The sequence below is a fragment of the Escherichia sp. TW09308 genome, assembly GCF_000208565.1.
GTDB lineage: Bacteria > Pseudomonadota > Gammaproteobacteria > Enterobacterales > Enterobacteriaceae > Escherichia > Escherichia marmotae.
In genome coordinates this window covers 1209735-1236095 of sequence record NZ_AEME01000001.1, presented here as the reverse complement: position 1 = coordinate 1236095, position 26361 = coordinate 1209735, and the positions used below count along the sequence as shown (strand labels likewise).

The 26361-nt window shown below is 50.2% G+C and carries 25 protein-coding genes and 1 tRNA gene; 14 read left to right on the top strand and 12 right to left on the bottom strand.

The features are described 5' to 3' along the window. Nucleotides 1-377: 377 nt before the first annotated feature. The 3 genes from ESM_RS0105985 to tusE all read left to right on the top strand — a co-directional run bounded on the left by ESM_RS0105985 (nt 378) and on the right by tusE (nt 1753). Nucleotides 378-465 (top strand) — tRNA-Ser (locus ESM_RS0105985). A gap of 207 nt (nt 466-672) precedes the next feature. Further along, a complete protein-coding gene (gene yccA / locus ESM_RS0105980) occupies nt 673-1332 on the top strand; it encodes an FtsH protease modulator YccA (protein WP_000375136.1) in 660 nt (219 codons plus the stop codon). Between the two features lie 91 nt (nt 1333-1423). Next, a complete protein-coding gene (tusE, locus tag ESM_RS0105975; protein ID WP_010376933.1) occupies nt 1424-1753 on the top strand; it encodes a sulfurtransferase TusE in 330 nt (109 codons plus the stop codon). Here the strand turns inward: tusE and yccX are convergent. Then, nucleotides 1750-2028, bottom strand: a complete 279-nt coding sequence (gene yccX, locus ESM_RS0105970; protein WP_000048240.1) for an acylphosphatase — start codon at nt 2026-2028, stop codon at nt 1750-1752. The two genes, tusE and yccX, sit on opposite strands and share 4 nt — an antisense overlap. A 94-nt stretch (nt 2029-2122) precedes the next feature. On the opposite strand from yccX, the gene rlmI reads away from it, so the two are divergent. Next, nucleotides 2123-3313 (top strand): 23S rRNA (cytosine(1962)-C(5))-methyltransferase RlmI, encoded by a 1191-nt coding sequence (gene rlmI / locus ESM_RS0105965; RefSeq protein WP_000116311.1) that lies wholly within the window; start codon nt 2123-2125, stop codon nt 3311-3313. Between the two features lie 57 nt (nt 3314-3370). After that, nucleotides 3371-3688: a heat shock protein HspQ gene (gene hspQ / locus ESM_RS0105960; RefSeq protein WP_001295356.1), complete on the top strand. Its 318-nt coding sequence runs from the start codon at nt 3371-3373 to the stop codon at nt 3686-3688. Between the two features lie 44 nt (nt 3689-3732). Here hspQ and ESM_RS0105955 read toward each other — a convergent pair whose 3' ends face one another. After that, entirely contained in the window at nt 3733-4146 is a 414-nt protein-coding gene (locus tag ESM_RS0105955) for a CoA-binding protein (protein WP_001516136.1), read from the bottom strand. A gap of 172 nt (nt 4147-4318) precedes the next feature. Between ESM_RS0105955 and ESM_RS0105950 the strand changes: the two genes are divergently transcribed. Together ESM_RS0105950 and mgsA are read left to right on the top strand one after the other, a co-directional pair. Then, a complete protein-coding gene (locus ESM_RS0105950; RefSeq protein ID WP_000847778.1) occupies nt 4319-4981 on the top strand; it encodes a DUF2057 family protein in 663 nt (220 codons plus the stop codon). Between the two features lie 95 nt (nt 4982-5076). Beyond that, entirely contained in the window at nt 5077-5535 is a 459-nt protein-coding gene (mgsA, locus tag ESM_RS0105945; protein ID WP_000424188.1) for a methylglyoxal synthase, read from the top strand. A 31-nt stretch (nt 5536-5566) separates the two neighbouring features. Here mgsA and helD read toward each other — a convergent pair whose 3' ends face one another. Next, nucleotides 5567-7621: a DNA helicase IV gene (gene helD, locus ESM_RS0105940; RefSeq protein WP_010376931.1), complete on the bottom strand. Its 2055-nt coding sequence runs from the start codon at nt 7619-7621 to the stop codon at nt 5567-5569. 122 nt (nt 7622-7743) lie between these two features. Between helD and ESM_RS0105935 the strand changes: the two genes are divergently transcribed. Both ESM_RS0105935 and yccS read left to right on the top strand, forming a co-directional pair. Beyond that, on the top strand, nt 7744-8190 hold the full coding sequence (locus ESM_RS0105935) for a YccF domain-containing protein (protein WP_001261229.1): 447 nt from the start codon (nt 7744-7746) through the stop codon (nt 8188-8190). A 9-nt stretch (nt 8191-8199) separates the two neighbouring features. After that, nucleotides 8200-10362: a YccS family putative transporter gene (yccS, locus tag ESM_RS0105930; RefSeq protein WP_000875016.1), complete on the top strand. Its 2163-nt coding sequence runs from the start codon at nt 8200-8202 to the stop codon at nt 10360-10362. Here the strand turns inward: yccS and sxy are convergent. Next, nucleotides 10325-10954 (bottom strand): CRP-S regulon transcriptional coactivator Sxy, encoded by a 630-nt coding sequence (gene sxy / locus ESM_RS0105925; protein ID WP_000839163.1) that lies wholly within the window; start codon nt 10952-10954, stop codon nt 10325-10327. The genes yccS and sxy overlap by 38 nt on opposite strands. A gap of 217 nt (nt 10955-11171) precedes the next feature. Between sxy and sulA the strand changes: the two genes are divergently transcribed. Then, nucleotides 11172-11681, top strand: a complete 510-nt coding sequence (gene sulA, locus ESM_RS0105920) for an SOS-induced cell division inhibitor SulA (RefSeq protein WP_000288698.1) — start codon at nt 11172-11174, stop codon at nt 11679-11681. A gap of 355 nt (nt 11682-12036) precedes the next feature. Then, entirely contained in the window at nt 12037-13089 is a 1053-nt protein-coding gene (ompA, locus tag ESM_RS0105910) for a porin OmpA (protein ID WP_010376923.1), read from the top strand. A 74-nt stretch (nt 13090-13163) separates the two neighbouring features. Here ompA and matP read toward each other — a convergent pair whose 3' ends face one another. After that, on the bottom strand, nt 13164-13616 hold the full coding sequence (gene matP / locus ESM_RS0105905) for a macrodomain Ter protein MatP (RefSeq protein WP_001516131.1): 453 nt from the start codon (nt 13614-13616) through the stop codon (nt 13164-13166). A gap of 187 nt (nt 13617-13803) precedes the next feature. Between matP and ESM_RS0105900 the strand changes: the two genes are divergently transcribed. Beyond that, entirely contained in the window at nt 13804-15564 is a 1761-nt protein-coding gene (locus ESM_RS0105900; protein WP_000156540.1) for an AAA family ATPase, read from the top strand. Nucleotides 15565-15632: 68 nt separating this feature from the next. Further along, complete coding sequence (gene fabA, locus ESM_RS0105895) at nt 15633-16151, top strand: bifunctional 3-hydroxydecanoyl-ACP dehydratase/trans-2-decenoyl-ACP isomerase (RefSeq protein WP_000227927.1); 519 nt, start codon at nt 15633-15635, stop codon at nt 16149-16151. 69 nt (nt 16152-16220) lie between these two features. Here fabA and rmf read toward each other — a convergent pair whose 3' ends face one another. The 6 genes from rmf to rlmKL form a co-directional block, all read right to left on the bottom strand. Next, on the bottom strand, nt 16221-16388 hold the full coding sequence (rmf, locus tag ESM_RS0105890) for a ribosome modulation factor (protein ID WP_000828647.1): 168 nt from the start codon (nt 16386-16388) through the stop codon (nt 16221-16223). A gap of 255 nt (nt 16389-16643) precedes the next feature. Beyond that, complete coding sequence (gene pqiC / locus ESM_RS0105885; protein ID WP_000759092.1) at nt 16644-17207, bottom strand: membrane integrity-associated transporter subunit PqiC; 564 nt, start codon at nt 17205-17207, stop codon at nt 16644-16646. Continuing rightward, the gene (gene pqiB, locus ESM_RS0105880; protein ID WP_000445524.1) at nt 17204-18844 is read right to left on the bottom strand and encodes an intermembrane transport protein PqiB; all 1641 of its coding nucleotides are present in this window, start codon (nt 18842-18844) and stop codon (nt 17204-17206) included. The genes pqiC and pqiB overlap by 4 nt, the downstream gene beginning before the upstream one ends. A gap of 4 nt (nt 18845-18848) precedes the next feature. Continuing rightward, on the bottom strand, nt 18849-20102 hold the full coding sequence (gene pqiA, locus ESM_RS0105875) for a membrane integrity-associated transporter subunit PqiA (protein ID WP_000333137.1): 1254 nt from the start codon (nt 20100-20102) through the stop codon (nt 18849-18851). A gap of 201 nt (nt 20103-20303) precedes the next feature. Next, nucleotides 20304-22211 (bottom strand): ABC transporter ATP-binding protein, encoded by a 1908-nt coding sequence (locus ESM_RS0105870; RefSeq protein WP_000053064.1) that lies wholly within the window; start codon nt 22209-22211, stop codon nt 20304-20306. A gap of 11 nt (nt 22212-22222) precedes the next feature. Continuing rightward, nucleotides 22223-24331 (bottom strand): bifunctional 23S rRNA (guanine(2069)-N(7))-methyltransferase RlmK/23S rRNA (guanine(2445)-N(2))-methyltransferase RlmL, encoded by a 2109-nt coding sequence (gene rlmKL / locus ESM_RS0105865; protein WP_001086563.1) that lies wholly within the window; start codon nt 24329-24331, stop codon nt 22223-22225. 244 nt (nt 24332-24575) lie between these two features. Here rlmKL and ESM_RS0105860 point away from each other — a divergent pair, with 244 nt between their 5' ends. Next, entirely contained in the window at nt 24576-25685 is a 1110-nt protein-coding gene (locus ESM_RS0105860) for a YcbX family protein (RefSeq protein ID WP_000224257.1), read from the top strand. On the opposite strand, the gene zapC is transcribed toward ESM_RS0105860, so the two are convergent. Beyond that, a complete protein-coding gene (zapC, locus tag ESM_RS0105855) occupies nt 25682-26224 on the bottom strand; it encodes a cell division protein ZapC (protein ID WP_001220666.1) in 543 nt (180 codons plus the stop codon). The genes ESM_RS0105860 and zapC overlap by 4 nt on opposite strands. Nucleotides 26225-26361: the final 137 nt, after the last annotated feature.

Below are 26361 nucleotides of genomic sequence, written 5' to 3'. Positions count from 1 at the left end.
CGACTGAAGTGCCGGGCGCTTTTGGTCGGCAAGCGACGTCCCTGTAGCAAGGTAAACTATCGCTTCACGAGAGAGACAGAAAACGAAAGCTCATCCTTCTGCACTGGCGCACGTCGCCAGAAAGTATTGTTAATAAAGCGTAGTGAACGTTTTGCACAAAACAATACAAAGTGTGTGGATTTATCTTTTAGCGATAAAAATGGATCTTATTTTCCTAAAAGCCTGACGCAGGAAGATTACGAGTGGTTTTTATGGCGACGAAACACCCAAATTGCTGTTATTTCACGCAAACAACACCAATTTGTTTGTTTTTCAGGCAAACAAACAAATTGGGGGTTTACACGACGCATCGGGATGTTTATAGTTCGCGTCATTCCGGAAGTGTGGCCGAGCGGTTGAAGGCACCGGTCTTGAAAACCGGCGACCCGAAAGGGTTCCAGAGTTCGAATCTCTGCGCTTCCGCCAAATAAGATAAGGGGTTAGCTAAATGCTAACCCCTTTTTCTTTTACCTGTCAAAATCACCATGCCGTTATACCATTCCCAATGGTTAAACTCGTCTTTGCTAAATCTGTTCCAGATCAAATGCGTAAAGATGGGTAAAACCTCTGGGTAGCTTTCGGCAATATCATTATGCTGCTTTATTAATTACACCTGTCATAGAGAGTGACTCCATGGATCGTATAGTTAGTTCTTCACATGACCGTACATCACTACTTAGCACCCATAAGGTGCTGCGTAATACCTATTTTCTGCTGAGCCTGACGCTGGCCTTTTCGGCAATTACCGCGACGGCCAGTACGGTTCTGATGCTGCCATCTCCGGGCCTGATTCTGACGTTGGTAGGGATGTATGGTCTGATGTTCCTGACCTATAAAACTGCCAACAAACCAACCGGGATTATCTCCGCGTTCGCCTTTACCGGTTTTCTCGGTTATATCCTCGGCCCGATTCTGAACACTTACCTGTCTGCCGGAATGGGCGACGTAATCGCTATGGCGCTGGGCGGCACAGCATTAGTGTTCTTCTGCTGCTCTGCGTATGTGCTTACCACCCGCAAAGACATGTCTTTCCTCGGCGGTATGCTGATGGCCGGTATTGTGGTGGTGTTGATTGGAATGGTAGCGAATATCTTCCTGCAACTGCCTGCCCTGCATCTGGCAATCAGTGCGGTATTTATTCTGATCTCCTCTGGCGCGATTCTGTTTGAAACCAGCAACATCATTCATGGCGGTGAAACGAACTACATTCGTGCCACGGTGAGTCTGTATGTGTCGCTGTACAACATCTTCGTGAGCCTGTTGAGCATTCTTGGCTTCGCCAGCCGCGATTAATCTCGCCCGATACCACTTACAGAGCCTCGCTTTATGCGGGGCTTTGTTTTTTGCTACACTGCAGCCAGTCTGACTAAGGTAGTAAATGAATATGTTGATCTTCGAAGGTAAAGAGATAGAGACCGATACCGAAGGCTATCTCAAAGAGAGTAGCCTGTGGAGCGAACCTCTGGCAGCCGTGATTGCCGAAAAGGAAGGGATTACGCTGTCGCCTGAACACTGGGAAGTAGTGCGCTTTGTGCGTGACTTCTACCTGGAATTTAATACGTCTCCGGCGATTCGTATGCTGGTAAAAGCGATGGCGAATAAGTTTGGCGAAGAAAAAGGTAACAGCCGCTATCTGTACCGACTGTTCCCGAAAGGCCCGGCAAAGCAAGCCACCAAAATTGCCGGCCTGCCGAAACCCGTGAAATGCATTTAACTGATACGAAAATCCGTTAATTCGCCAGAAGGATGATGCGGTTCGCTAAGCACCCGTTCCACGCGGGCTGAACGCGGACCGCCGCTCTTTAACCACTGCATTAATTTTTCCACCTGCCCTTCATCACCACAGGCAACCACTTCCACGCTGCCATCATCAAGATTTTTTGCGTAGCCGGTTAACCCTAGCCTTTTCGCTTCGTACTGAGTGGTATAACGAAACCCTACCCCCTGAACTCGCCCGTAAACCCAGGCAATTATGCATACTTTCGACATCACCGCTCTCCTTATCCTTAATGGACGCGTTGCAAATCCATGGAAAACTCCGGACAATGACGCCCATTTCTTTGCATCGACAGAATAGTAAATTATGAGTGTACGTTTAGTGTTAGCCAAAGGGCGCGAAAAATCATTACTTCGTCGCCATCCGTGGGTCTTTTCCGGTGCCGTCGCACGTATGGAAGGTAAAGCCAGCCTCGGTGAAACCATCGATATTGTTGATCATCAGGGAAAATGGTTAGCACGCGGCGCTTATTCGCCAGCGTCGCAAATCCGCGCTCGTGTCTGGACGTTTGATCCGTCAGAATCCATCGACATTGCCTTTTTCACCCGCCGCTTACAACAGGCGCAAAAGTGGCGCGACTGGCTGGCGAAAAAAGATGGTCTCGATAGCTATCGTTTAATCGCCGGTGAGTCTGACGGCCTGCCGGGTATTACTATTGATCGTTTCGGCAATTTTCTGGTGCTGCAACTGCTGAGTGCAGGCGCGGAGTATCAGCGCGCAGCATTAATCAGCGCCCTACAAACGCTCTATCCGGAATGCGCGATTTACGATCGTAGCGACGTGGCAGTACGTAAAAAAGAGGGGATGGAGCTGACCCAGGGGCCAGTAACCGGCGAGCTGCCACCTGCCCTGCTGCCTATTGAAGAACATGGCATGAAGCTACTGGTGGACATTCAACACGGGCACAAAACGGGCTACTACCTGGACCAGCGTGACAGTCGCCTGGCAACACGCCGCTATGTAGAAAATAAACGCGTGCTGAACTGCTTCTCTTATACCGGTGGATTCGCAGTATCGGCATTGATGGGCGGTTGTAGCCAGGTGGTCAGTGTCGATACTTCACAGGAAGCACTGGATATCGCACGGAAAAACGTTGAGCTAAACAAACTCGATTTGAGCAAAGCTGAGTTTGTGCGCGATGACGTCTTTAAATTACTGCGCACCTACCGCGATCGCGGTGAAAAATTTGACGTTATCGTGATGGATCCGCCGAAGTTTGTTGAGAACAAAAGTCAGCTAATGGGCGCGTGCCGCGGCTATAAAGACATCAACATGCTGGCAATTCAGTTATTGAATGAGGGCGGTGTTCTTCTGACTTTCTCCTGTTCTGGCCTGATGACCAGCGATTTATTTCAGAAAATCATCGCTGATGCCGCAATTGATGCCGGTCGTGATATACAATTTATAGAGCAGTTCCGTCAGGCAGCCGATCATCCGGTGATCGCTACCTACCCGGAAGGGCTATATCTGAAAGGGTTTGCCTGTCGCGTCATGTAACTTGAAATGTGGAATTCTGTCCTTATATCAAAGGTGAAGATTTCCCGGGAGGTGACTATGATTGCCAGCAAATTCGGTATCGGCCAGCAGGTCCGCCATTCCCTGTTAGGTTATCTCGGAGTGGTCGTGGATATCGACCCGGTTTATTCGCTCTCTGAACCGTCACCTGATGAGCTGGCGGTGAACGATGAGCTTCGCGCCGCTCCGTGGTATCACGTGGTGATGGAGGATGACAACGGCCTACCGGTTCATACCTACCTGGCTGAAGCCCAGCTAAGTAGCGAATTGCAGGATGAACATCCAGAGCAGCCGTCAATGGATGAGCTGGCGCAGACGATCCGCAAGCAACTCCAGGCACCGCGTCTGCGTAACTAATCCCCATAAAATCCCCGGAAGGTTTTTGCCTTCCGGGGATTTTTTTATTTAGCCAGCCCCAGACGAGGGATCTCAATGGCCGGGCAACGATCCATTACCACATTTAACCCAGCTTCCCGCGCCAGTACCGCAGCTTGCTCATTAATCACCCCTAGCTGCATCCATAAGGTTTTCGCACCGATGGCGATAGCTTCCTGCGCTACATCCCACGCAGCTTCTGAATTACGGAAGACATCTACCATATCTACTTTTTCCGGAACTTCCGCCAGCGTACCGTAACCCTGCTGGCCCAGCAGCGTTTTACCGGCGACTTTTGGTGAGACAGGAATGACGTGATAGCCCTGATCAAGCAGATATTTCATTACGCGATAACTTGGACGGTCAGGTTTATCACTTGCCCCTACCAGCGCAATGGTGTGAGTGGACGTTAAAATGGCTGCAATATCGGTTTCTTTCATCATTTCCTCCAGACTATTTACCAAAGTGTACGACAATACCGACATACCAACCATGCAGCTAATACGAATGTATGAGAGCAAAAGATGGAAATATGTCTATATGTTAGTAAGTATGATTAAAGAAAAATTTTGATACATTATTATTCGGGCGGTCATTAGACAGGAGCTATCTATGAAAACCGGCATTTTGACCACCTTGATTGTATTATGTTTGCCGGTGACCGTTTTTGCCACCACGCTGCGGCTGTCCAGCGACGTTGACCTTCTGGTGCTCGACGGCAAGAAAGTTTCCAGTTCTCTGCTGCGCGGCGCGGACAGCATTGAACTGGATAACGGCCCGCATCAATTAGTGTTTCGCGTCGAGAAAACCATCAACCTTTCTGGTAATGAAGAACGTCTGTATATCTCCCCACCTCTGGTCGTCAGTTTTAATACCCAACTTATCAGCCAGGTGAATTTTCGCCTGCCCCGTCTGGAGAATGAACGGGAAGCGACCCATTTTGATGCCACTCCGCGCCTTGAATTGTTAGATGGCGATGCGACGCCGATCCCGGTAAAGCTGGATATTCTGGCGATTACCTCAACCGCAAAAACGATTGATTATGAAGGAGAGGTTGAACGCTATAACAAATCTGCGAAGCGCGCCTCGCTTCCGCAATTTGCCACCATGATGGCAGATGACAGCACACTGCTTTCTGGCGTTTCCGAACTGGATGCGATTCCACCGCAATCTCAGGTGCTCACTGAACAACGGCTGAAGTATTGGTTTAAGCTGGCTGATCCACAAACGCGAAATACCTTCCTGCAATGGGCGGAAAAACAACCATCTTCCTGATATTTTTGTGCCTGCGCGCAGGCTTTTTCGGTCTTTATCTTGCAGCGGTAAGTGCTTACAGTAATCTGTAGGAAAGCTAACTACGGATGTAAATTATGGAACTGACGACTCGCACTTTAACTGCGCGGAAACATATTGCGCTGGTGGCACACGATCACTGCAAACAAACGCTGATGAGCTGGGTGGGGCGGCATCAACCGCTTCTGGAGCAGCACGAGCTTTATGCAACAGGCACCACGGGTAACTTAATTTCCCGCGCAACAGGAATGAACGTTAATGCCATGCTAAGTGGCCCAATGGGCGGTGACCAGCAGGTCGGCGCATTAATTTCTGAAGGGAAAATTGATGTGCTGATTTTCTTCTGGGACCCGTTAAACGCCGTGCCGCACGATCCCGATGTGAAAGCATTGCTACGTCTGGCGACAGTGTGGAACATTCCGGTCGCTACCAACGTAGCAACGGCAGATTTCATCATCCAGTCGCCGCATTTCAACGACGCCGTGGATATTCTGATCCCGGATTATCAGCGTTATCTCGCGGAACGCCTGAAATAATATTGCACAGGTGGCAAATGCCACCTGTTTCTTACGGTTTTCTCGCCACCGGAACATCCAGTTTTTTCAGGACTTCGACAAAGGGAGAAGGATTCTCTTTGTTGAACAATGCCCATACCCGATACCTTGCACGAGTCAGCGCAACGTACATTAACCGCCGTTCTTCGGCGTCAGGGAAATCTTCCACTGGCGGCAATAGCGCCTCTTCCATAATCGACTCACGCGCCGCAGACGGGAAGCCATCACTCCCCTCCTGCAAACCAACAATGATGACGTAATCCGCCTGTTGCCCTTTGCTGGCATGAATCGTCATAAAGTCAATTTGCAACTTCGGCCAGCGCGTCGCCGCTTTTTCCAGACTGACGGGTTTCAAATGATGGTAACGCGCCAGCACCAGAATGCGCTCTTCCGGTTTGGCATAACCAGACAGTTTATCCAGCAAAGCATCAAGCTGGCTCTCTTCCAGCAGAGTAACGGCTTTTTTGTCGCCATTGGTTAAACTGTTTAGCGGCTTTTTCAGTTGACTGGGGTTTTGCTGGATAAAGCGATTCGCCACCTCCCCGATACGGCTGTTGAAACGATAAGTAGTATCTAAATCACAGCGATCGCCTTCACCGAAGTTTTCATGGAAAGCCGTGGTGAGCGACATTTGCGCCCCGCTGAAGCGGTAAATGGCCTGCCAATCATCGCCAACGGCGAACAACGTCGTCTGACTGTTTTGCTTGCGTAATGCCGCTAACAAAGCGGCGCGCTGCGGTGAGATATCCTGAAACTCATCGACCAGAATATGTTTCCACGGGCTGATAAAGCGGCCTTTCTCAAGGATTACAATGGCCTGATGAATCAAACCGGAAAAATCAACGGCATTTTCTGCCTTCAGTGCGCTTTTCCACGCCTTCAACAAGGGAGCCATCAACTTGATGCGTTTACTGAACAAGTCACGAATTTCCTCGGGCGCGCTGGCAATCATTTCAGCCTGTGCACCACCGTGCATCCGCATCAGGTTTACCCAGCGATCGAGGCGAGATGCGAGACGACGCTGCAATTTTTCATCATCCCAGAAGTTACCTTCTGGCACTGACCACTGCATTTCTTCCGTCAGCCATTGCCGCCAGCCCTTCGCCTGCGCTTTCTTCTCGCTGCATTGCTTGCGCCACTCAGCAATAAAGAGTTCATGACGGGCAGTAGTATCATTTTCCAGGTTGCTGACTGTCGGTACTTTTTTGCTACCTTGCTGAATAATATGCAGCGCCAGTGAATGAAACGTGCGTGCGGTAATGTCTTCAGTATGGAGCCGTTCGCGAATACGCTCATCCATCTCTTCAGCCGCTTTTCGGCCAAACGCCAGCAATAAGATTTGCTCAGGAGACGCTTCGCCGCGCGCCAGCAACCAGCCGGCTCGCGCTACCAGCACGGACGTTTTTCCGCTTCCTGCGCCAGCAAGTACTAATAACGAATGCTCGCCATTGACAACTGCACGAGCCTGCGCCGGATTAAGTGGTGAAGACTCAACCTGACGGAAAAAATCCGCATACTTATTGAGCATGATTTCGGTGTACGCCTGATTATGCTGCAACCGACTGCCTTCAATATCTTTCAGCCAGGCCTGACATTTGTGCCACGCTTCACGACAGTTATCGAATTCGTCTAGCCGGTTGACCGGCAACGGTAACGCCGACAAAGCCTGGCGAATTTGTTGCTGTACGCCAGAAGTTTGCTCCCGCGTCAGCCATTTATTGTCGCCGGTGCGCGTGGCAATCAAATCGAGTTGCTGCTGTAAGACGCCGGCCGCAATTTCGCTCATCTCCTCGCTCCACCGCCGCCAGTGAGCATCAAGATGATGGTGAAAACGCTGTGTCTCAGCCCATTCGGTGCCGTGCAGACGCACTACTTTTTCATCAGGCAACACAAATTCCAGCTCGCCCCACACCAGACCGCGCTTACAGTGAATCGCCAGTAATTGATTGAAAGGAATGAGATATTCGTGACGATCGCCGGAAACTTTTATCCCGGCATTGAGGATCACCGCCCGATCGTAAGGGTGCTGTGCCAGACGCTTGCCAAGAGTTGTCGCTTTCAGTTCCATGTCTCTGTAGATCCACACGATGTTATTTCTTATCAGTGTAACCGTCAGAGAAAACGTGCTCCAGCCCAAAAAAACGTTACAATTGCCGCCCATTACTGAAAACCACAGTAAAGCGAGGTTTTATGCGTACCGTTTTGAACATTCTGAACTTTGTCCTGGGCGGATTCGCCACTACCCTGGCCTGGTTGTTAGCGACCCTTGTCAGTATTGTGCTGATTTTTACCTTACCGCTGACTCGTTCCTGCTGGGAAATCACTAAACTTTCGTTGTTGCCCTACGGCAATGAAGCTATTCATGTCGATGAACTGAATCCGGCGGGTAAAAATGTGTTGCTCAACACGGGCGGCACCGTACTGAATATTTTCTGGCTGATTTTCTTCGGCTGGTGGTTATGCTTAATGCATATTGCTTCTGGTATTGCGCAATGCCTCACCATCATCGGTATTCCTGTCGGCATTGCGAACTTTAAAATTGCCGCTATTGCACTGTGGCCGGTAGGTCGCCGCGTAGTTTCTGTGGAAACAGCTCAAGCTGCGCGTGAAGCGAATGCGCGCCGCCGTTTCGAATAATCTAATTTTATGGCCTTTATGCTAAGCCCTTTGCTCAAACGCTATACCTGGAACAGCGCCTGGCTGTATTACGCCCGCATTTTTATCGCACTTTGCGGTACTACTGCGTTTCCGTGGTGGCTGGGTGATGTAAAACTGACGATTCCGCTGACACTCGGAATGGTTGCGGCGGCATTGACCGATCTCGATGACCGGCTGGCGGGACGTCTGCGTAACCTCATCATTACGCTGTTCTGCTTTTTTATCGCTTCGGCCTCGGTAGAACTGTTGTTCCCGTGGCCCTGGTTGTTTGCCATTGGCTTAACGCTCTCCACCAGCGGCTTCATTTTGCTCGGCGGACTGGGGCAACGCTACGCGACTATCGCTTTTGGCGCGTTGTTGATAGCCATTTACACCATGCTGGGAACATCTCTGTATGAGCACTGGTATCAACAGCCTATGTATCTGCTTGCAGGAGCCGTCTGGTACAACATCCTGACGCTTATCGGCCATCTGCTGTTCCCTGTCCGCCCATTGCAGGACAATCTGGCGCGTTGCTATGAACAACTGGCACGTTATCTGGAACTGAAATCACGCATGTTCGATCCCGATATAGAAGACGAAAGCCAGGCGCCGCTCTACGAACTGGCTCTCGCCAACGGGCAACTAATGGCGACGCTGAACCAGACGAAGCTCTCATTGCTGACTCGCTTACGCGGCGATCGTGGTCAACGGGGAACGCGTCGCACATTACATTACTACTTTGTGGCGCAAGATATCCACGAGCGTGCCAGCTCTTCTCATATTCAATATCAAACGTTGCGGGAACATTTTCGCCACAGCGACGTGCTGTTCCGTTTCCAGCGGCTGATGTCAATGCAGGGACAAGCTTGCCAGCAACTGTCACGCTGTATTTTGCTGCGTCAGCCTTACCAACACGACCCGCATTTTGAACGCGCCTTCACTCACATTGACGCAGCGCTTGAGCGGATGCGCGATAACGGTGCGCCGATTGATTTGCTAAAAACGTTGGGATTTCTGCTGACAAACTTACGCGCCATTGATGCTCAACTGGCGACGATTGAATCAGAGCAAGCTCAGGCGATGCCGCATAACGATACTGAAAGCCAACTTGCCGACGACAGCCCACACGGATTAAGTGATATCTGGCTGCGCCTTAGCCGTAACTTTACGCCGGAATCCGCCCTCTTCCGCCACGCGGTAAGGATGTCACTGGTGTTGTGCGTCGGCTACGCCATCATTCAGATAACCGGGATGCATCACGGTTACTGGATCTTGCTGACCAGCCTGTTTGTTTGCCAGCCAAACTATAACGCCACGCGCCACCGCCTGAAGTTAAGGATTATTGGTACGTTGGTGGGTATTGCGATTGGTATTCCAGTGCTGTGGTTTGTTCCATCACTGGAAGGGCAATTGGTGCTCCTGGTCATTACCGGCGTGCTCTTTTTCGCCTTCCGTAACGTGCAATACGCTCATGCAACGATGTTCATTACGCTGTTGGTGCTGCTGTGCTTCAATCTGCTGGGTGAGGGTTTTGAAGTGGCGCTGCCACGCGTAATCGATACGCTAATCGGGTGTGCCATAGCATGGGCAGCGGTAAGTTACATCTGGCCAGACTGGCGTTTCCGCAATCTGCCCAGGATGCTTGAACGCGCGACCGAGGCCAACTGCCGCTATCTCGATGCCATTCTCGAGCAATATCATCAGGGACGTGATAACCGTCTGGCGTATCGTATTGCCCGCCGCGATGCCCACAACCGCGATGCAGAGCTGGCTTCAGTAGTGTCGAATATGTCCAGCGAACCGAACGTTACACCGCAAATTCGCGAAGACGCGTTCCGGTTACTGTGTCTCAACCATACATTCACCAGCTACATCTCAGCCCTCGGCGCACACCGTGAGCAGTTAACTAATCCTGAAATTCTGGCGTTTCTTGATGATGCTGTTTGCTATGTTGATGACGCGCTACATCATCAACCTGCCGATGAAGAACGCGTCAATCAGGCATTAGCAGGCCTGAAACAACGGATGCAGCAACTTGAGCCGCGAGCAGACAGCAAGGAGCCTCTGGTTGTACAACAAATCGGGTTATTGATTGCATTACTGCCAGAAATTGGCCGCCTGCAGCACAGGATTACTCAAGTTCCGCAGGAAAATCCTGCTTTGGCGTAATAGAATCAGCCCATTCAGCAAGCTCCTGGCGGCGTGCCACCGGGAGCGCTGCTTCATGAATACCGATAATTGCGCCTTCAAGCATAAACAAGATCTTTTCTGTCACCAGACTATTTTGCTGCCGCAGCCGCAACCAACACATTTTCGCCCCAAGTATACGTAACGCCCGTACATCCTTAATCCCCACTTCCCCGAGAATCGCTTCCAGATGAAAAGACATATTGGGCAAATCTTTCAGTCTTTCCCGGGTATTACGTGTAGTTTTCTCTTTAAGCGCTGCGTCGAGAGAATATTTTGACAGACGTACCAGCTTCAGTTGATTTCGCCATAAACTTTCATCAACCCGATAGTAATTGAGGGTAACGAACCGTCCACACTTTTTATATGTCAGCCAGACTGGCGGATGTTTTACACAGTATTGTGCGCTTTGCTCACAAGCCCGAAGATACAACTCACCATCAGAAACTACCGCAAATACCGTGTCGTCAACGGTCAGACTGTAACTACCAAACAATGATCGGTATTCAATTGTGCCTAACGTTGCCAGGTATTTCTGTGACTTATAGATCCGCTTATAGGAGAGGCTTTTCATAAAATTCCTTTTAAAATCATAATATAAAAGAATGATTCACATTAACGGATCCGTTAAATACGAAAATAGGCAACTTATTCTCAAGGGGCAAGATTAATTTATGTTTTCCAGCCACCAACGACAAAATTTGCGAGGCACTTTCCGAAAATAGGGTTGATCTTTGTTGTCACCGGATGTACTGTATATCCATACAGTAACTCACAGGGCTGGATTGATTATGTACACTTCAGGCTATGCACATCGTTCTTCGTTGTTCTCATCCGCAACAAGCAAAATCGCGCGTGTCTCTACGGAAAACACTACAGCTGGGCTAATTAGTGAAGTTGTCTATCGCGAAGATCAGCCCATGATGACGCAACTCTTGCTTTTGCCATTATTACAACAACTCGGCCAACAATCGCGTTGGCAGTTATGGTTAACGCCACAACAAAAATTGAGTCGTGAATGGGTTCAGGCTGCTGGACTACCTTTAACGAAAGTGATGCAGATCAACCAGCTTTCCCCTTGCCACACAGTGGAATCAATGGTTCGCGCATTACGCACAGGAAATTACAGCGTGGTGATCGGTTGGTTAGCAGATGATCTGACAGAAGAAGAACATGCTGAACTTGTGGATGCCGCCAATGAAGGTAACGCAATGGGGTTCATTATGCGTCCAGTAAGCGCATCCTCTCACGCCACGAGACAACTTTCCGGGTTAAAAATTCACTCTAATTTGTATCATTAAGTAAATTTAGGATTAATCCTGGAACTTTTTTTACCGTCCGGCTGATGATTTCACTCATGGCTCATTTTCCCTGCGGAGGCTTGTCTGAAGCGGTTTCCGCGATTTTATGCTGTAAATTATCGTTAACAAAAAAGGTTAAACGTACCTTATACAAATCTTTTTTTTCATATGCCTGACGGAGTTCACACTTGTAAGTTTTCAACTACGTTGTAGACTTTACATCGCCAGGGGTGCTCGGCATAAGCCGAAGATATCGGTAGAGTTAATATTGAGCAGATCCCCGGTGAAGGATTTAACCGTGTTATCTCGTTGGAGATATTCATGGCGTATTTTGGATGATAACGAGGCGCAAAAAATGAAAAAGACAGCTATCGCGATTGCAGTGGCACTGGCTGGTTTCGCTACCGTAGCGCAGGCCGCTCCGAAAGATAACACCTGGTACACTGGTGCTAAACTGGGTTGGTCCCAGTACCATGACACTGGTTTCATTCCTAACAATGGTCCGACCCACGAAAACCAACTGGGTGCAGGTGCTTTTGGTGGTTACCAGGTTAACCCGTATGTTGGCTTTGAAATGGGTTACGACTGGTTAGGTCGTATGCCGTACAAAGGCGACAACATCAATGGCGCATACAAAGCTCAGGGCGTTCAACTGACCGCTAAACTGGGTTACCCAATCACTGACGATCTGGACATCTACACTCGTCTGGGTGGTATGGTATGGCGTGCGGACACCAAGGCTAACGAACCTGGTGGCGCATCCTATAAAGACCACGACACCGGCGTTTCCCCGGTATTCGCAGGTGGTGTTGAGTACGCGATCACTCCTGAAATCGCTACCCGTCTGGAATACCAGTGGACCAACAACATCGGTGACGCACACACCATCGGCACTCGTCCGGACAACGGCCTGCTGAGCCTGGGTGTTTCCTACCGTTTCGGTCAGGGCGAAGCAGCTCCAGTAGTTGCTCCGGCTCCAGCTCCGGCACCGGAAGTACAGACCAAGCACTTCACTCTGAAGTCTGACGTTCTGTTCAACTTCAACAAAGCAACCCTGAAACCGGAAGGTCAGGCTGCTCTGGATCAGCTGTACAGCCAACTGAGCAACCTGGATCCGAAAGACGGTTCCGTAGTTGTTCTGGGTTACACTGACCGCATCGGTTCTGACGCTTACAACCAGGCTCTGTCCGAGCGTCGTGCTCAGTCCGTCGTTGATTACCTGATCTCTAAAGGTATCCCGTCTGACAAAATCTCTGCACGTGGTATGGGCGAATCCAACCCGGTTACCGGCAACACCTGTGACAACGTGAAACAGCGCGCTGCACTGATCGACTGCCTGGCTCCGGATCGTCGCGTAGAGATCGAAGTTAAAGGTATCAAAGACGTTGTAACTCAGCCGCAGGCTTAAGTTCTCGTCTGATAAAAAACCCCGCTTCACGCGGGGTTTTTTTCGTCTTCAGTAAAGTAAATAATCTTTGCAAGTTATTCCTTACCCAGCAAGGCCTGCAAATCCTGCTTCAAAGAAGACATTTTATTCGCATATTTTTCTTTGTTTTCTGCATCTTCAATTAGCTGGACAATCGTTTCGGAAAGCGTTTTACCGCGACGCTGCGCAAGACCTGCCAGCCGTTGCCAGACAATAAATTCCAGATCAATTGATTTCTTACGTGTGTACTGATGTTCCGCATTAAAATGGCGTTTCCGTCTGGCCCGAATGGTCTGCTTCATGCGATTGACCAGCTCCGGATTCATATGTTTTTCAATCCAGCCATTAACATGCACGGGTTCATTTTCCAGCGATAGCAACACGTCAACGGCTTCCTGGGCGGCACTGGCTTCCAGGTAACGGGTGATTAACTCCCCTTCACGGTGTTTCTTCACCAGATACTTCCATTTCCAACCGCTTTCCAGATTTTCAAGTTGTTGATATTTCATAGCGATCTCAATGTTACCCTGTAACTCTTTACAGAATATCAGTTTTTTAACTGTGTGATGAAAAGAATCTCGCATCCTGTGATGCTTTAGCGTGAATGCCTGGTCTTTTGTCAGCGCTTTCCACGTGTGCTGAAGTGTCGGTTACGGTATAATCGCATCTTTGACAACAGACTAAAAAACATCAACTTTGACCATTACGAAACTTGCATGGCGTGACTTAGTCCCTGATACCGAAAGCTATCAGGAAGTATTTGCACAGCCACATTTGATTGACGAAAACGAGCCTTTATTCAGTGACATTCAACCGCGGCTGCAATTTGCGCTGGAACAGTTACTGCACGCCCGAGCATCATCCTCTTTTATGCTGGCGAAAGCCCCGGAAGAGTCCGAGTATCTGAATTTCATTGCCGATGCCGCAAGCACGCTACAAAGCGATGCAGGCCAACTGATGGGCGGTCACTATGAGATTTCCGGCCACACCATTCGCTTACGTAACGCCGTTAGCGCAAATGATAATTTCGCAACACTAACGCAAGTCGTCATTGCTGACTGGGTGGAAGCGGAACAACTCTTTGGCTGCCTTCGCCAGTTTAATGGCGACATTACCTTGCAACCAGGGCTGGTGCATCAGGCAAATGGCGGTATTTTAATCATCTCCTTGCGTACACTGCTGGCACAACCTCTGCTGTGGATGCGGCTGAAAAATATCGTCAAGCGCGAACGTTTTGACTGGGTAGCGTTTGATGAGTCGCGCCCCCTCCCTGTCTCTGTTCCTTCAATACCGCTGAAGCTTAAAGTCATTCTGGTCGGTGAACGCGAGTCATTGGCTGATTTTCAGGAGATGGAGCCGGAACTGTCTGAGCAGGCTATTTATAGTGAATTTGAAGATACCCTCCAGATTGTCGATGCGGGATCAGTAAGCCAGTGGTGTCGGTGGGTTACGTTTATCGCCCGACATAACCAGTTACCTGCGCCTGGTGCCGATGCCTGGCCTGTGCTTATCCGCGAAGCCACCCGCTACACAGGTGATCAAGAAACTCTGCCGCTTGGACCGCAGTGGATCCTGCGCCAGTGTAAAGAAGTCGCATCCTTATGCGAAGGCGATAGCTTTACCGGCGAGCAGCTAAACTTGATGCTACAACAGCGGGAATGGCGCGAAGGATTCCTTGCCGAACGGATGCAGGATGAGATCCTTCAGGAGCAGATCCTGATCGAAACCGAAGGTGAACGCGTTGGGCAGATTAACGCTCTTTCGGTTATCGAATTTCCGGGCCATCCGCGCGCTTTTGGCGAACCTTCTCGTATTAGCTGTGTTGTGCATATAGGCGACGGCGAATTTACCGATATCGAACGCAAAGCCGAGCTTGGCGGCAACATACACGCTAAAGGGATGATGATCATGCAGGCGTTCCTGATGTCGGAACTGCAGCTCGAGCAACAGATCCCTTTCTCGGCATCACTGACTTTTGAGCAGTCATATAGCGAAGTGGATGGCGATAGCGCCTCAATGGCTGAACTCTGCGCCCTGATAAGCGCCCTTGCCGATGTACCGGTGAATCAGAGTATCGCTATCACAGGTTCGGTGGATCAATTCGGTCGCGCCCAGCCAGTCGGCGGTTTAAATGAGAAAATTGAAGGTTTCTTCGCTATCTGCCAACAGCGTGAGTTAAGTGGTAAACAAGGCGTGATTATCCCTACGGCTAACGTTCGCCATTTGAGTCTTCACAGCGAACTGGTGAAGGCGGTTGAGGAAGGCAAATTCACAATCTGGGCAGTGGACGATGTCACTGATGCACTGCCTTTATTATTAAATCTGATGTGGGATGGCGAAGGCCAGACGACGTTGATGCAGACCATACAGGAGCGTATTGCGCAAGCATCGCAACAGGAAGGTCGTCACCGTTTTCCGTGGCCATTACGTTGGCTGAACTGGTTTATTCCGAACTGATCGGACTTGTTCAGCGTACACGTGTTAGCTATCCTGCGTGCTTCAATAAAATAAGGCTTACAGAGAACATGGTAGATAAACGCGAATCCTATACAAAAGAAGACCTTCTTGCCTCTGGTCGCGGTGAACTGTTTGGCGCAAAAGGCCCACAATTGCCAGCGCCGAACATGCTAATGATGGATCGGGTGGTCAAAATGACCGAAACCGGTGGCAACTTCGACAAAGGGTATGTTGAAGCAGAACTGGATATTAACCCGGATCTGTGGTTCTTCGGTTGTCACTTCATCGGTGATCCGGTAATGCCGGGATGTCTGGGCCTGGATGCCATGTGGCAGTTGGTAGGGTTCTACCTGGGCTGGCTGGGCGGCGAAGGTAAAGGCCGCGCACTGGGCGTAGGCGAAGTGAAATTCACTGGTCAGGTTCTACCTACGGCAAAAAAAGTGACCTATCGTATTCACTTTAAACGCATTGTTAACCGTCGCTTGATCATGGGTCTGGCAGACGGCGAAGTACTGGTTGATGGTCGTCTGATCTACACCGCCAGCGATCTGAAAGTTGGTCTGTTCCAGGATACTTCTGCATTCTGATTTAAATCAGGCTGCATATTAAAAGGCGAAACCTCCGCATTGCGGAGGTTTCTTTTTAAAGAGACAGAATCAGGCCATAACTACCCTGTCCGCCATGGCTTCTCGCCAGCCTCCCAGCCATTCTGACCTTTGATTCAGCGTCTGATAGGGACACATTTCTTTTGAGCGTCCGGCGATGCCGGCCTGATAACCACGTTGATGTGCCCGTTCCAGGCGATCTCGTTTTTGTCTCTTCATGCCTCGTTTCCCTCATACTGGTTTCTGGTGGAAAAGAAAACAGTGATTACTAAATGTGCAATCACAGTTAAGCAATACCGCGAATCATAACTGCCGTCAATGCGCAAAATTCACGCCACTGTCATATTTGTGAGCCACACGGACATGTTGGTTGTACAAAAAATGTGAAGAGGAACAAGTTTTTTACTGCGAATTGCACAAAAAAACCGCCTCTGGCAACATGCCGGAGACGGTTATATTTACAAATATTTATAATTAAGGTAGACGCTTTATCTCTTGCGCAATAGCAGCGGCTTCCTGACTCCAGACATTAGCCAGCACTTTGACCATTTCATCGTAACCATCCTGATTTTGTACCCCTTCCAGACGGAACGGCCGTTTGATCAGTTGTCCCTGGTGATTCAATAGCCACTCGCCACTGACAATAACCTTGCCATCATAGCGGCCGTTAAACTCAGTTACGGTTACGTTGAGCGTGTCCTGGGCGCTTCCCAAAGGCTGGGAGGCAACCACCCAACCAGGCAGTTGCGTACTCAGGTTGGCGACCAGGGTGTTGCGCAACTGTTGATCTAGTGGGCTGGCCCACAGGTTGTTGTTGGCAATCACATACTTCACATCGCTGGTTTGATAAACCACGCCATTCCCCGCCAGATAGTCAGGAACTGCGACCTGCTCTACCCATAACAGGCGATTACCCTGGCTGGCGATACTTTGCGTACCGCTCTGCATAACAGGTAACTGGTAATAGTTTTTATTGATTTCGCCGGAGCTGCATCCGGCCAGCCACAGTGCCGCGATCGTCACTAGCCACTTTTTCATTGTTTCGCCCTCTTCGGCTCTGGATCTTTTTTGTCCTTCGCTTCAAATACCAGCGCGTTGCTCTTCTCATTGAGCGTTTTCAGCACTGGTTGCAATTCACGCAAGACCTGATCAAGACGCTGCATATCCGCCACCATCTTGTTGTAAGCTGCGGAGCCAGGCTGGAAGCCCTGCATACTGCGATTCAGCTCACGCAACGTTGACTGCATATCCGTCGGCAACTGCTGCATCGACTGGCTGGCCAGAATCTTGTTCATACTATCCAGCGTAGTTTGCAGGTTTTTCATCGTGCGCTGGCTTTCCGACAGCGTGCTGGTCGCCTGCTCAATCATCGGATTCAACGGAAGTTTGTTGATCTTATCCAACGCCTCCATCAGACGCTGCTGGATTTGCGCCAGGCCGCCGCTAACGGTCGGGATAATCTGATAACCATTAAACTCTCGGATCCCAGTTATCGCTGGCGTATTCGGGTAGAAATCGAGATCAACATAGAGTGCGCCAGTAACCAGATTTCCGGTTTTCAGCGATCCACGTAAACCACGCTTCAACAACTCTCCGAGATGCTTAACGACATCCGCATTTTCGCCAAGCTGCATTTTCAGTCGTTCCGGTTCAATGCGAATGAGTACCGGAATACGGTAATCATCATTAAATGTCTGACGCATATTCGGCGCAAAGAAAGGCACCTTACTTACTGTACCCAGGCGAATACCACGGAATTCCACTGGTGCGCCAGGCTGCAGGCCGCGTACCGAATCTTTAAAGAACATCAGATAATCAATGTGATCGGTGTACAGCGAATCCTGAATGCTCTTCTGATCGTCATACAAAACGAATGCTGTTTTCGGTGCAACAGGCTGCCCTAAATCCAGCCCTTCAGGCACGTCAAAGCTGACGCCGCCGCTGAGTAGCGTTGTCAACGAACCCATCTCCACGCGCATTCCCGCCGACGTGAGATCAACCGCAATGCCACTGTCCTTCCAGAAACGAACATTGCTGGTCACCAGTCGGTCGTAAGGCGCGTTAACAAAGAGCTGGTAACTAATATTACGTTTTTGGGTATCAAACGTGCTGGTTTCCACCGAGCCAACCCGAAAGCCGCGGAATAACACCGGATCCCCCGGAGAAAGTTGCCCGGCTTTTTTACTGTCGAGTATCACCCGGATCCCTTTCGCATCCGGCGGAGCCAGCGGTGGTGAATCAAGCAAATCGTATCTCGTCTGCTTGCCCCCTTTAGCCCCAGGCTGCAGCTCAATATAAACCCCTGACAGCAGAGTCCCCAGGCCGCTAATGCCCTCGCGACCAATCTGCGGTTTTACTACCCAAAAAACGGTATCTTTATGCAGCAGTTTTTCCATACCTGCGTTCAAACGCGCTTTGATTTCAACGTGCGTCAAATCATCAGCCAGTGTGGCGCTTTCAACCACGCCGACATCAACACTACGGCTTTTAATAGTGGTCTTGCCACCTTCTATCCCTTCCGCATTCGCGGTGATCAGGGTCACTTCCGGCCCCTGATGGCTGTAATGATAAAAAAGAACCCACGCTCCTATAAGCGCCGTGACGATAGGAAATATCCACACGGGAGACCAGTTCTTCACTTTCTGGATTTTGGCTTCCCCATTATTAGATTCCATACTGTCAGGACTCCTCATGCTCTGGTTCAGGTTGACGATCCCACGACAAACGCGGGTCAAACGTCATCGCAGAAAACATTGTCATAATGACGACTAAAGCAAACATTAATGCACCCATTGCCGGATAAATACTCATTAAACCTCCCATACGCACCAGCGCCGAGAGCACCGCAATCACGAAAACGTCAATCATTGACCAGCGGCCTACAAACTCAACAACTTCGTAAATCAAATGCATTCTTTCGCTGTCACGCTTGCCGTGTCCTTTGGCATCCCAGCACAACCAGCCAATGGCGATCATTTTTAAGGTCGGAACCATGATACTGGCCAAAAAGATAACCGCAGCGACCGGATAAGAACCTTCGCTCCACAGCAAGATCACCCCGGCGAGAATAGTCGACGGCATCTTTGAACCTAAAAAATCGGTCACCATGATGGGCAAGATATTGGCAGGGAGATACAGCATGATCGACGTAACGAGCAACGCCAGCGTCCATTGCAGACTGTTTTTACGTCGAACATACCCTTTGGTGCTACAGCGTGGGCACACCGGTTCATCGGCAGGAAGGATTGCTGTGCAACAAGAACAGGAGCGCAGCCCCTGGTTAATACCTGTCACCCCCGGTTTCAGCGGCTGATTCAGCGCAGGCATAGGAGCAATATCATCCCATAACCAACGGCGATCGACACACTGAAAGGCACGCAACTGAAGCACGCAGAACAAACACCAGGGAATAAAACTGCTGCCTACGCCAATGCTGCCATAAGCCATCAGTTTAACGAAACTCACCAGTACACCAGCGAGGAAAATCTCCGCCATTCCCCAGGTTTTAAGTTGAAAAAGCACCCGTCCTAAGTGCTCTTTCAGGCGAACTGGCAATTCCGCGCGGTTGACCAATAACAAAATAGTTATCAGGCAAAACGCAGGAACCAGTTGCACAAATAACAGAAAGAAAGTGCCAAGGCTGGCATAGTTTTCGGAAAACAACACGCCAGGAATTTCCAGCAACGTAATTTCGCTGGTTACCCCGGCGACGTTCATTTTCACAAAAGGAAACAGGTTGGACAGCAACAGCATAAACAGTGCAGCCAACGCGTATGCTGTGGGGCGCTGACGTGGGGCATCCCACGCAACAGTTAACGTCGTGCCACACCGGGGACATGCCGCTTTCTGACCATGCTCAAGGTGGGGTAACGCCACCAGCATGTCACACTGCGGGCACAAAATATGCTTCGCGGCATGATGATGTTCGCACATTGGTACTCCTTAATGATGCGCTATTTTACAGATTGCTGACAAAGTATTCGTTTTTCATGCCGGATGCGGCGCGAGCGCCTTTTCCGGCATGATAAATTGTACAAATCCAATAAATTGAGGTTTCCCTCATGCCTGATAAGCGTAGCGCATCAGGCAATTTATCTTTGTCATCAGCCTCTATATCAAACAACTGTTTTGCGATCAGCCACCATTTTTCAACGCTTCAAGATACTCCCAACGCTCAAAAGCTTGTTCCAGCTCCTGCTCAGCAGCAGCCAGATCGGCAAGCACTTTTTGCGTATGTTCATGAGACTGACTGAAGAAGGAGGCATCTGCCACCTGTGCCTGTAAGGCTTCCAGCTTTGCTTCCAGCTCTTCAAGTAATTGCGGGAGCTGTTCCAGTTCGCGCTGCAGTTTATAGCTTAGTTTGCTCGTGCTGCGTTTTACAGTTTCTGCTTTTGGCACAGGCACTTCTTCGGTTTTCTTCACCGCTGGTTGCTTAAGCGCCACATACTGTTCTTGCTGACCGCGAGCGTCGTGATAACCGCCAACATAACGACCGATTTTACCTTCACCTTCAAAGATCCAGCATTCTGTTACGGTGTTATCGACAAACTGACGATCGTGGCTCACCAGCAACACCGTGCCCTGGTAGCTGTCGATGAGTTCTTCAAGCAGTTCCAGCGTTTCGACGTCAAGGTCGTTGGTCGGTTCATCAAGGATCAGTAAGTTACTTGGTTTGAGGAACAGACGCGCCAGCAGCAGACGGTTACGCTCCCCACCAGAAAGTGCACGTACCGGCGTCATCGCCCGTTTCGGATGGAACAGGAAGTCCTGCAAATAGCCCAGCACGTGGCGTGGTTTACCGTTAACCATCACCTCTTGCTTACCTTCTGCCAGGTTATCCATCACCGTTTTATCGGGATCGAGTTCCGCACGATGCTGATCGAAATAAGCCACCTCCAGTTTCGTCCCGACATGGATGCGCCCGCTGTCTGGCTGAAGTTGCCCCAGCATCAGTTTTAACAACGTGGTTTTTCCGCAACCATTCGGGCCAATCAACGCAATTTTGTCGCCACGTTGCACCTGAGCGGAAAAATCTTTCACCAGTTGTTTGCCCTCAACCTGATAGCAAACATCTTCTATTTCAAAGACGATTTTACCGGAGCGGCTGGCCTCTTCGACCTGCATCTTCGCTGTGCCCATTACCTCGCGGCGCTGGCTACGTTCACGACGCATCGCTTTCAGGGCACGTACACGACCTTCATTACGGGTACGACGCGCTTTGATCCCCTGACGGATCCACACCTCTTCCTGTGCCAGTTTGCGATCAAACTCAGCATTTTGTAGTTCTTCCACGCGCAGAGCTTCTTCTTTTTCCAGTAAATACTGGTCGTAATTCCCAGGATAGGTCACCAGCTTACCGCGATCGAGGTCGACAATACGCGTCGCCATATTGCGAATAAATGAACGATCGTGGGAGATAAAAATTATCGTCCCGTTGAATGTTTTGAGGAAACCTTCCAACCAGTCGATAGTTTCGATATCCAGATGGTTGGTCGGTTCGTCGAGCAGTAACACGCGCGGATTGCTAACCAGCGCACGTCCTAATGCCGCTTTACGCAACCAACCGCCAGAAAGCGACGACAGCGCAGCATTGGGATCTAATCCCAATTGTGCCAGTACTTCGTTGATGCGGTTTTCCAGTTGCCACAGGTTATGGTGATCAAGCTGTTCCTGAACTTTCGCCAGTTCGTTAAGATTTTTCTCGCTCGGGTCATTCATCACCAGGCGTGAAATATCGTGGTAGCGTTTCAGGTATTCCGCTTGTTCTTCAATACCTTCAGCGACGAAATCATAAACGCTTCCCTCAACGTTACGCGGCGGATCTTGTTGCAGACGAGCAACGATTAAATCTTGCTCGTAAATAATGCGACCGTCATCCAGCCCCTGTTCACGGTTGAGGATCTTCATTAACGTCGATTTGCCCGCGCCATTACGGCCCACCAGACAAACACGTTCGTTATCTTCGATATGCAGCTCTGCATTATCGAGAAGTGGCGCGTCGCTGAACGACAGCCATGCGCCATGCATACTGATTAATGACATTACTATTCCTTTCAGGCTGCGGTAATCAGCCAGCAGTTGTGGATCTGGCGGTTACGGGCAAAATCCTGGGAAAGTGTTTTTTGCGTAATTTCTTGTGCTTTCAGCCCCAGTTTTGCCAGTCCGTCGAGATCCATACGAAAACCGCGTTTGTTGTTTGAGAACATAATCGTCCCCCCTGCGCGCAGCAGACGCTTCAGATCTTTCATCAGCGCCAGATGATCGCGCTGAACATCAAACGCATCTTCCATTCGTTTTGAGTTAGAGAAGGTTGGCGGATCGATAAAGATTAGATCGAACTGCTCATTGGCCTCACGCAGCCACGCCAGGCAATCGGCCTGAATCAGTCGATGCGCACGGCCAGTTAAGCCATTCAGACGCAGGTTGCGTTCTGCCCACTCCAGATACGTACGCGACATATCCACCGTAGTGGTGCTGCGTGCGCCGCCTAATCCCGCATGCACGGTGGCGCTACCGGTATAGGAGAAGAGGTTGAGGAAATCTTTGCCTTTGCTCATTTGACCGAGCATACGGCGTGCGATGCGGTGATCGAGGAACAGACCAGTATCGAGGTAATCCGTCAGATTCACCCATAAGTGAGCGTTGTATTCAGTGACTTCAAGAAACTCGCCTTTTTCGCCCAGTTTCTGATACTGATTTTTACCCTTCTGCCGTTCACGGGTTTTCAGCACCAGTTTGTTTGGCGCAATCCCCAATACCGAAATGGTCGCGGCGATAATATCGAACAGGCGCTGACGCGCTTTGTGCGCATCAATCGTTTTCGGCGGCGCATACTCCTGCACCACCACCCAGTCAGCATAGCGGTCAACGGCAACGTTGTATTCCGGCAAATCGGCGTCATACAGGCGATAACATTCAATCCCTTCCTGGCGTGCCCACTTCTCGAACTTTTTCAGGTTTTTACGCAGACGGTTAGCGTAATCTTCCGCCACCATCGCTGGTTTGCTGTCCGGAGTACTTTCGGCAACGTGGTAATTTTTCTGCACGCAGTCCAGCGGTCCGTTTTTCGCTTTGTACTGTTTGTCTGCGCGCAGTTGCAGGCAACTTAACAGATCCGGCGAAGCGCTGAATAAAGAGAGATTCCAGCCACCAAACTGGTTTTTCATGGTTCGACCCAGCAGGCTATGTAGCGCAATCAGCGCCGGTTCGCTGTCCAGACGTTCACCATATGGCGGGTTGCTCAGTACTGTACCGTACGGCCCTTTTGGCAGCGGATTGGTCAGTTGCGCGACATCTTTCACTTCAAAAGTAATCAGTTCGCCAATACCGGCGAGGCGGGCGTTAGTGCGTGCGCGTTGAATCACCCGCGCATCGCTGTCGGAACCGTAAAAATGAGAGCTGTATTCCGCCAGACCTTTACGGGCACGGGTCTGTGCTTCAGCTTTTACTTCCTGCCAGATGGCTTCGTCGTGCTGCGCCCAGCCGCTAAATCCCCAACGCCCACGGTGCAAGCCCGGTGCGCGATCGGTCGCCAGCATCGCCGCTTCAATCAGCAACGTACCGGAACCACACATCGGATCGAGCAGTGGTGTTCCCGGCTGCCAGCCGGAACGCATTACAATAGCCGCCGCCAGGGTTTCTTTGATTGGCGCAATACCCGCACGATCGCGATAGCCACGCAGATGTAAACCGTCACCGCTTAAGTCGAGAGCAATGCTGGCGGTTTCTTTATTCAGCCAGACGTTAACGCGGATATCCGGCGTATCGCGATCAACATTCGGACGCGGCAGATTCTTACGCGTGAAAGCATCAACGATGGCATCTTTCACTTTCATCGCGCCATACTGGCTGTTACGGATGGTGTCATTCAAGCCGCTGAAGTGAACAGCGAAGGTCGCGCCTGGATTAAACATCTCTGTCCAGTTGATCGCCTGAACACCGAGATAGAGGTCTAAATCGCTGTAAACCTTGCACTCGCTCAGCGGCAACATAATACGCGAGGCCAGGCGGCTCCACATCAGGCTCTGGTAAACAAGCCGCGTGTCGCCCTTGAAATGGACCCCACCCTGAACCACCTGGCATTCAACGGCCCCCAGGTTTTCCAGTTCAGTTTTTAACAGCTCTTCCAGCCCACGGGCCGTACTGGCAAACAGAGAATTCATATCGTCACTTTTACTCTAAGAGCCTACCGCAGTAGGCGTAATTGTTGCAGTCAGTCAGGAGATGGGCAGCGCGGAGAAACCGGTGCGTACACGTAGTACCTAATGATTTCGGGCGCAGCCCAGGGCCGAACTGACAAATAAAATAGCCTATTGGTATAGGCTCTAAGAAAATTGTTGCGCATTATAGCTAATAAGTGCGTCATGTCATAAAGTTGAGGGCTTATTTTCATTTGAGGACCGCTCCGTGGCGACATTAACCCGGCTTTTTATTCATCCTGTTAAATCCATGCGCGGCATTGGTCTGACACACGCTCTTGCAGATATCAGCGGGCTGGCCTTCGATCGAATTTTTATGCTGACAGAACCCGACGGCACATTTATTACCGCCCGTCAGTTTCCACAGATGGTGCGCTTTACCCCCTCTCCCGTTCATGACGGTCTGCATCTCACTGCGCCCAATGGCAGCAGCGCGTGGGTACGCTTTGCCGATTTCGCCGTACAGGACGCACCAACGGAAGTGTGGGGCAACCATTTTACTGCACGTATTGCTCCAGCCACGATCAACACATGGTTAAGTGGATTTTTCTCCCGCGAAGTGCAGTTGCGCTGGGTGGGGCCGCAGATGACGCGGCGCGTAAAACGCCACAACACTGTACCCCTGTCATTCGCTGATGGCTATCCGTATCTACTCGCGAATGAATCCTCATTACGTGATGTACAGCAACGCTGTCCGGCAAGCGTCAAAATGGAACAATTCCGCCCCAATCTGGTTGTTTCTGGCGTGCCTGCGTGGGAAGAAGACACCTGGAAAGTGATTCGTATTGGCGATGTGGTGTTCGATGTGGTGAAGCCATGTAGCCGTTGTATTTTCACCACCGTTAGCCCGGAAAAAGGGCAAAAGCATCCGGCTGGCGAACCATTAAAAACGTTGCAATCTTTCCGTACTGCCCAGGATAACGGCGATGTCGATTTCGGTCAGAACCTGATTGCCCGCAACAGCGGTGTTATTCGTGTTGGCGATGAAGTGGAAATTCTGGCTACGGCACCGGCAAAAGCCTACGGCGCAGCCGCAGCGGACGACACTTTCCCAGCGACACAACAAGCGGACGCAAATGTAGATATCGACTGGCAAGGGCAGGCATTTCGCGGTAATAACCAACAGGTATTACTGGAACAATTAGAAAATCAAGGGATTCGTATTCCCTATTCTTGCCGTGCTGGCATCTGCGGAAGTTGTCGTATCCAGCTTCTGGAAGGCGAAGTCACCCCGCTGAAAAAATCAGCTATGAGCGACGACGGAACAATTCTTTGCTGTAGTTGTGTGCCGAAGAGTGCATTGAAACTGAAAGGTTAAACGGCTTGTTCAAGGCTGACGCTGTCATAACTCACGTGCGGTCTCAGCCTGTCATTCATAATTTTGATAGCGTCACCCAGTTGCATGGCGCGCCCGGCGATGACGACGCAAGGCTGTGCCAGCAGGCACAGTGCAGCATTTTCGCCAGATTCAATAACCAGTAAATTGACTTGCTCATTGGTGTCGCTTAACCAGACACAGGCTGCATCACCCGATACTGGTGCCCACATTTCGCCATGAGAAACAAAATGCCAGCTTTTCGGCATTTGCGGTTTGAGGTAACGAATCGCCACCAGCGCATTAAGCACCAGTTCGGCTTTTTGTTCTTTTGATAAGTTAAGGTCGCGGCATTTTTCTTCAAACGTGAAATAGAGCGCGGCGTCATCAACGCAAAATCCCGCAGGAGAAAAAGCATCCGGTGTCAGCATTTTACGAGCAAAACGTGAGCGAAATAGCATACCATTGGCTAAATCAAGCATCATTCGATCATGCTCTTCATCGTAATACCAACGCCAGTTATCATCTGGTTTAATTCGCATATGCCTCTCCTCTACCCTATAAATCTACCGCAACACATTCCATTGTCGCTTTGCTTAATAACCTCAACAAGAAAAGTACAAAATATCTAAATAAGTAACAGGAATGAATATAAAACAACCAGGGCTGAAAATAAAGC

Bases quoted from the DNA above. Each gene is read 5' to 3' on its own strand.
- yccA (WP_000375136.1), top strand. From the start codon at position 673: ATGGATCGTATAGTTAGTTCTTCACATGACCGTACATCACTACTTAGC.
- tusE (WP_010376933.1), top strand. From the start codon at position 1,424: ATGTTGATCTTCGAAGGTAAAGAGATAGAGACCGATACCGAAGGCTAT.
- yccX (WP_000048240.1), bottom strand. From the start codon at position 2,028: ATGTCGAAAGTATGCATAATTGCCTGGGTTTACGGGCGAGTTCAGGGG.
- rlmI (WP_000116311.1), top strand. From the start codon at position 2,123: ATGAGTGTACGTTTAGTGTTAGCCAAAGGGCGCGAAAAATCATTACTT.
- hspQ (WP_001295356.1), top strand. From the start codon at position 3,371: ATGATTGCCAGCAAATTCGGTATCGGCCAGCAGGTCCGCCATTCCCTG.
- ESM_RS0105955 (WP_001516136.1), bottom strand. From the start codon at position 4,146: ATGAAAGAAACCGATATTGCAGCCATTTTAACGTCCACTCACACCATT.
- ESM_RS0105950 (WP_000847778.1), top strand. From the start codon at position 4,319: ATGAAAACCGGCATTTTGACCACCTTGATTGTATTATGTTTGCCGGTG.
- mgsA (WP_000424188.1), top strand. From the start codon at position 5,077: ATGGAACTGACGACTCGCACTTTAACTGCGCGGAAACATATTGCGCTG.
- helD (WP_010376931.1), bottom strand. From the start codon at position 7,621: ATGGAACTGAAAGCGACAACTCTTGGCAAGCGTCTGGCACAGCACCCT.
- ESM_RS0105935 (WP_001261229.1), top strand. From the start codon at position 7,744: ATGCGTACCGTTTTGAACATTCTGAACTTTGTCCTGGGCGGATTCGCC.
- yccS (WP_000875016.1), top strand. From the start codon at position 8,200: ATGGCCTTTATGCTAAGCCCTTTGCTCAAACGCTATACCTGGAACAGC.
- sxy (WP_000839163.1), bottom strand. From the start codon at position 10,954: ATGAAAAGCCTCTCCTATAAGCGGATCTATAAGTCACAGAAATACCTG.
- sulA (WP_000288698.1), top strand. From the start codon at position 11,172: ATGTACACTTCAGGCTATGCACATCGTTCTTCGTTGTTCTCATCCGCA.
- ompA (WP_010376923.1), top strand. From the start codon at position 12,037: ATGAAAAAGACAGCTATCGCGATTGCAGTGGCACTGGCTGGTTTCGCT.
- matP (WP_001516131.1), bottom strand. From the start codon at position 13,616: ATGAAATATCAACAACTTGAAAATCTGGAAAGCGGTTGGAAATGGAAG.
- fabA (WP_000227927.1), top strand. From the start codon at position 15,633: ATGGTAGATAAACGCGAATCCTATACAAAAGAAGACCTTCTTGCCTCT.
- rmf (WP_000828647.1), bottom strand. From the start codon at position 16,388: ATGAAGAGACAAAAACGAGATCGCCTGGAACGGGCACATCAACGTGGT.
- pqiC (WP_000759092.1), bottom strand. From the start codon at position 17,207: ATGAAAAAGTGGCTAGTGACGATCGCGGCACTGTGGCTGGCCGGATGC.
- pqiB (WP_000445524.1), bottom strand. From the start codon at position 18,844: ATGGAATCTAATAATGGGGAAGCCAAAATCCAGAAAGTGAAGAACTGG.
- pqiA (WP_000333137.1), bottom strand. From the start codon at position 20,102: ATGTGCGAACATCATCATGCCGCGAAGCATATTTTGTGCCCGCAGTGT.
- ESM_RS0105870 (WP_000053064.1), bottom strand. From the start codon at position 22,211: ATGTCATTAATCAGTATGCATGGCGCATGGCTGTCGTTCAGCGACGCG.
- rlmKL (WP_001086563.1), bottom strand. From the start codon at position 24,331: ATGAATTCTCTGTTTGCCAGTACGGCCCGTGGGCTGGAAGAGCTGTTA.
- zapC (WP_001220666.1), bottom strand. From the start codon at position 26,224: ATGCGAATTAAACCAGATGATAACTGGCGTTGGTATTACGATGAAGAG.